This is a genomic window from Mammaliicoccus fleurettii (assembly GCF_003970575.1).
Taxonomy (GTDB): domain Bacteria; phylum Bacillota; class Bacilli; order Staphylococcales; family Staphylococcaceae; genus Mammaliicoccus; species Mammaliicoccus fleurettii.
The window spans coordinates 1-5,775 of record NZ_RXWZ01000156.1 but is presented as its reverse complement, the minus strand read 5'-3'; the positions used below and the strand labels follow the sequence as shown (position 1 = coordinate 5,775).

Here is a 5,775-nt window from a genome sequence, read left to right as displayed (position 1 = left end):
GAACTATACTATATAATATGCTAATATTTGTTAAATTATATATATCATAAATTGCTTGACCGAAAACAAAGAAAGTTAAGAAAATATTATATACTAATGAATAAAACGGGTCCTTAATAGTTACTGTCAATGAAATAAAAATAACTATTAATAATATTATATAAATTGCTTGCACTAACTTGGGTTGTTCTAACTTAAATCCTTCATAACTAAACTGTTCATAAATAGGATATTTATAGTTTAAATTTAGATTCATAAAAATACCTATTAGTAATATTATTCTTACTATTTTTATTTTCATAATGTACACTTCCTAATTTATAAAGACCAATAATTTATGTGCGCAGGTATGTTTTTGCTGAATCTATCCTTTAAATCTAAAATAATAGCTTTTTCACTATTTAGTAAATCGAAAAATTCCTTTTCTTCCATTTTTTTAAACAGATCATGGTTTACAGCATATACAATTGCATCATATTTTTCTTGAATATTATTAACGTTCGTTATATTGCAATTAATATTCATAGTATTTTCCAGAATAAATGGATCTACTACGTCTGGAGTTATTCCATATTCATTTAGCTCTTCAATAATCTTTAGTATTTTAGAGTTTCTCAAATCGGGTGTATTTTCTTTAAATGTTGCCCCAACTATTAAAATTTTAGATTCTTTATTTTTATCTATTTTAAATAATTCTTTTATTAAACTATTAGTTACAAATTTTGACATAGAATTATTAATTTTTCTGCCTGAAGAAATTATTTGTGAATGATATCCTAAATTTTCTGCTTGATATATAAAATAATATGGGTCTACACCTATGCAATGACCTCCTACTAAGCCTGGATAGAAACCAAGAGCATTCCATTTGGTATTCATCGCTTCTATAACTTCAAAAGTATTAATTTCCATTAAATCAAAGACTTGTGATATTTCATTCATAAAAGCGATATTGATATCTCTTTGACTATTCTCAATCACTTTAGCACTTTCTGCTACTTTTATATTGCTTGCTTTATATATCCCAGCATTTATTATTTTTCCATATACATCTGAAATGATATTTAAAGCTTCATTATCAATTCCAGATACAATTTTAACAATATTTTCTACTGTATTTTTCTTATCTCCTGGATTAATTCTTTCTGGAGAATATCCAATTTTATAATCTTTAATACACTTTAATCCAGATGAATTATCTAGTAATGGTACACATATATCTTCGGTAACACCTGGGTATACAGTAGATTCATATACTACAACATCACCCTTATTCAAATATTTACCAATAAGTTTTGTTGCTTCTTCAATTGGAACTAAATTAGGAGTATTATCCTGTTTAATAGGAGTAGGTACAGTTACAATGTAAAAATCTGCATCTATTAAATCTTTCTCGTTTGATGAAAATTTTAAAGTTGTTTTTCTTAATACTTCTGTACCAACTTCACCAGTTGGATCTTCAAAATTTAAATATTTATCCACTTTTTCTTTGTCTATATCATAACCCAAAACATCAAAATACTTAGCAAATGAAATAGCTAGTGGCATACCTACATAACCTAGACCTATAACTGCAATTTTTCTTTTTTTTATTGTATCCATTTTACACCTCATATATTATTTGTATATTTAATAAGTTTTTCTTTAGAATAATCTAATAATAATTCATTAATAAATTGTGTAACTTCTAAATATTCTATTTCTTTAACTTTTCCTCGATAAATCTTTTCGTATACTTGCTCTGGATGTATTTCATCTTTATTCAACAATTCTTCAAATAATTTCTCACCAGGTCTAATTCCACTAAATTCGATACCTATATCTTCTTCTTTATAACCACTTAGTCTGATAAGGTTTTTAGCTAAATCAACAATCTTAACAGGTTTGCCCATATCTAGTACAAATACTTCTCCACCTGTTGCTAAAGCACCTGCTTGAAGAACTAGTCTTGATGCTTCTGGTATTGTCATGAAATATCTTGTCATTTCTGGATGAGTAACGGTTACTGGTCCACCAGCCTCGATTTGTTTTTTGAAGAGTGGTATTACTGAACCTCTTGAACCAAGTACGTTTCCAAATCTGACTGCTACAAAGTCAGTCTTACTTGTTTCATTGTTCATACTTTGTATTACCATTTCTGCTATTCGTTTAGAAGCTCCCATAACATTAGGAGGATTTACTGCTTTATCCGTAGATACCATTACAAATTTACTCACTTCTGCTAATTTCGCAGCTTCAGCAGTATTTCTTGTCCCTAAAATATTATTCTTGATTGCTTCTTGGGGATTATATTCCATTAAAGGTACGTGTTTATGTGCTGCTGCATGATAAACAACATATGGTTTATAATCTTGCATTATTTTTTTCATACGCTCTTTATCTTGCACGTCTGCAATAATGGGTACTACTTCAATTTGTTCTTTATATATTCTAGTAAGTTCTTGATGTATGTGATATATGCTGTTCTCACCGTGCCCGAGTAGTATGATTTTCTCTGGTGTGAACTTACAAACTTGTCTACATATTTCAGAACCAATCGATCCACCTGCTCCAGTTACAAGTATTGTTTTTTGTGTTAATTCTTTTGAAATAGATGCCATATCGAGTTCTACTGGGTCTCTTCCTAGTAAGTCTTCGACTTCTACTTTTTTCAATTGATTTACTTCTATTTCGCCTGACATGACATTCTCTATGTTAGGCATTTTAAATACTTCAACTCTTGCGCCTTCACATAACTCATTAATTTCTCTTAATCTGTTTTGCGAAAGTGTTGGAATGGCAATAATAATTTTTTTAATATTAAATTTTTTAACTAAATCAGGTATATCTGAAATATAACCTTGTACCTTTACGCCTGACGTTATAGACATCTTTTGTTTATTTGGATCATCATCTACTACAAGCACTGGTTCCATACCCATATACGGTGTGTTTATCATTTGACGAATAAGTAAAGAACCACCTCGACCACCACCTACTATGAGTGTTGGCTTCTTCTTACCTTCATTACTTATGAAGGCTTTTCTAAATATTCTCCATGACAATCTTGAGCCACCTATTAACAGTAAATGCATCATCCAAGTTATAAAATATAATCTTAAAAATGGTGGTTGTTGTGTAACTATTGGAACAATTATCCCAGTAGCTATGATTGATCCCGTAACTGCTTTAACAATTAAGATTAATTCACTTACACTCGCATATTCCCATGCTCTATGATATAAATCGAAGATTTGAGCGAATACATGATGAGATATAAGCAATATAAGTGATGATAAAATTAACGTTTTAATTGAGTAGTTCTCAAAATATGGCTCTAAGATGTAATAACCTAAAAATACTGAAAAAGTAACAATTAGTGAGTCTATAACTAATAGCATCATGAGTCTTTGCTTAGTTGATATATATTCCAATTCTCATTCCCCTATTTCCTATTTAAAATAGACCAAAAAATTTGCTTTTCTTAAATTCAATTGGTCTTTCTTTTACTACATCTTTATTCTGTATCATTGCTTCATTGTTATTTAATAACCCTTTTATAGTAGGTTCCATATTTTTCAATTTTGATGTGTTGAACAATTCACCCAGACCGAACGGTCTATTCTTTGAGTGATGTGCATCTGAAGCAACGAAATGTATTAAGTTATGTTCTATCATTTGAATAGATAATTTCTGTAAGTTCTTACCTAGTTCCCCGGTTAAAGATGAAGCTGTTACTTGGCTTAATGCCCCATTATTTGTTAATTCATAAAGCAAATTAATATCTTGAGCAATTGCTTTATTACGTTCAGGATGTGCTATAACAGGTATAAAACCTTTAGTTTGAATTTCATAAAGAAGATTCTTGGTGTAATGTGGCATTGAATTTGAAGGTAATTCTATTAGAAGATATTTAGAATGATTAATTCCCTGAATTTGATGTTGATCTATATCCTCTAATACTTTGTCAGTTATTCTTATTTCTTGACCAGGATATAACTGAATATTAAAATCTTTAATTTGTTGATTACTTGTTAGATCTTTAATTGCATTATCGACATCACTAAATATGTTGTTATACCTCGGATGTAAATGGTGAGGTGTAACAACTATACCTGTGATACCTTGTTCTTTAGCTTGTGTTAATAAATCAATTGTTTCTTCTAATGTTTGAGGACCATCATCCATACCAACTAATAAATGATTATGAATATCTATCATTATTCATCTTCCCCATAATAATAGTAAGAGCTTGATGATTTATCTAATGGCGCTTTATTTAAAACAGCTCCAAGAATTTTTGTTCCTGATTTTTCTAATAATTCTTTACCTTTTTTGACTGAATCTTTATTATTACTTTCAACATCTATTATGAAGATTGCATTTTTAGTTAATTCGCCAAATAATTGAGCATCTGTCACTGTATTAACTGGAGGCGTATCTACAAGAATGAAATCATACTGTTGTTTAAGTTCTTCAAATATATCCAACATATTTGTAGAACCAATTAATTCAGATGGGTTTGGTGGAATCGGTCCTGAAGTTAAGACGTCTAAATTTGTAATTTCAGTAGTATGAACGGCCTCTTCAGTAGTATTCTTATTTATTATCACATTAGACAAGCCAGTAATATTATTTTTATTAAATATATAATGCTGTGTTGGCTTTCTCATATCTCCATCTATTAATAAAGTCTTAAAACCTGCTTGTGCATAAGTTACTGCAATATTTGCGGATACAGTTGATTTACCTGAAGACGGTTTATCCGATGTAACTAATAACGTTTGCACATCTACATCTGCAGTTGAAAATAAAATGTTCGATCTAATCCCTCTAAACTTCTCACTGACAACTGCTTTAGGTTTCTTATGAGTTATTAATGTCGTTATTTCTTTATCTAATTTCTTAGCCATAATATTTAACCTCCTTTATTGATCAAATCTTTGTATAGTTCCTAATACTGGTATATTCAATTGTTCTTCAACATCTTCTTCTGTTTTAATTCTCTTATCTAATAGTTCTTTCAAGAAAATTACGATTAGAGCGACAATTAAACCAAAAAATACACCGACCACTGCATTTATAAGCGGTTTAGGTGAAACTTTACTTCCATTGTTATCTGCTTTAGAAAGTATAGAAACATTATCTACATTCATAATTTTATTAACATCTTTACTAAACACCTTGGCTATTTCATTCGCAACTTTACTTGCTGTTTCGCGACTTTCATTCTCAACAGCTATGTTTAAAATTTGTGATTCTGCTTGATTAGTAACTGTTAACATTCCAGAAAGTTCATTACTAGTATATTTGCCCTTTAAATTTTTAGAAACTTTGTCTAATATTCTTGGACTTTTTATAATTTCTGAATATGTATTTACGAGTTGCAAATTGGATTGCACTTGTTGGGCCATCATTTGATTATCTGTTTCTTTCTGATTAACAAGCACTTGTGTAGAAGTTGAGTATTTGGGTGTCATAAATACGAATGTAATCACCATACTCAAAATTAGAAAAACGATTGGTAAAACAATTATATACTTTATGTTTTTCTTTAAAATTCCAAATAGTTTACTTAAGTCAATTGTCTCTTCCATAAAATCCTCCACTCTTATATTTAATACAATTTAATTATACAACAACTACTTGTATTTACAATTGTATTTATAAATATTCTAGAAATATTTTTTTATACTGAGACACTATTTAAATGAGCTTTATTTATATTTATTGTATTTAATTACGACCTTCTTTTAAATAAAATTATTCTAATATTCATTAAAATATGGCTATAGG

The 5,775-nt window shown here is 29.1% G+C and carries 6 protein-coding genes; all 6 read right to left on the bottom strand.

The features are described 5' to 3' along the window. On the bottom strand, positions 1 to 301 hold a 301-nt coding region (locus CD129_RS13330; protein ID WP_218585268.1), incomplete at its 3' end, for a hypothetical protein. A 17-nt stretch (positions 302 to 318) separates the two neighbouring features. Beyond that, on the bottom strand, positions 319 to 1,602 hold the full coding sequence (locus CD129_RS10770) for a nucleotide sugar dehydrogenase (RefSeq protein ID WP_115337789.1): 1,284 nt from the start codon (positions 1,600 to 1,602) through the stop codon (positions 319 to 321). Between the two features lie 8 nt (positions 1,603 to 1,610). Further along, positions 1,611 to 3,383, bottom strand: a complete 1,773-nt coding sequence (locus CD129_RS10765) for a polysaccharide biosynthesis protein (RefSeq protein WP_390894104.1) — start codon at positions 3,381 to 3,383, stop codon at positions 1,611 to 1,613. Between the two features lie 52 nt (positions 3,384 to 3,435). Continuing rightward, entirely contained in the window at positions 3,436 to 4,200 is a 765-nt protein-coding gene (locus CD129_RS10760; RefSeq protein WP_115337791.1) for a tyrosine-protein phosphatase, read from the bottom strand. Continuing rightward, positions 4,200 to 4,892 carry a polysaccharide biosynthesis tyrosine autokinase gene (locus tag CD129_RS10755; protein WP_115337792.1) on the bottom strand — a complete coding sequence of 231 codons (693 nt, stop codon included), beginning with the start codon at positions 4,890 to 4,892 and terminating at the stop codon, positions 4,200 to 4,202. Before CD129_RS10755 ends, CD129_RS10760 begins: the two co-directional genes overlap by 1 nt. Before the next feature lie 15 nt (positions 4,893 to 4,907). Further along, positions 4,908 to 5,576, bottom strand: a complete 669-nt coding sequence (locus CD129_RS10750) for a Wzz/FepE/Etk N-terminal domain-containing protein (RefSeq protein WP_115337793.1) — start codon at positions 5,574 to 5,576, stop codon at positions 4,908 to 4,910. Positions 5,577 to 5,775 lie beyond the last annotated feature (199 nt).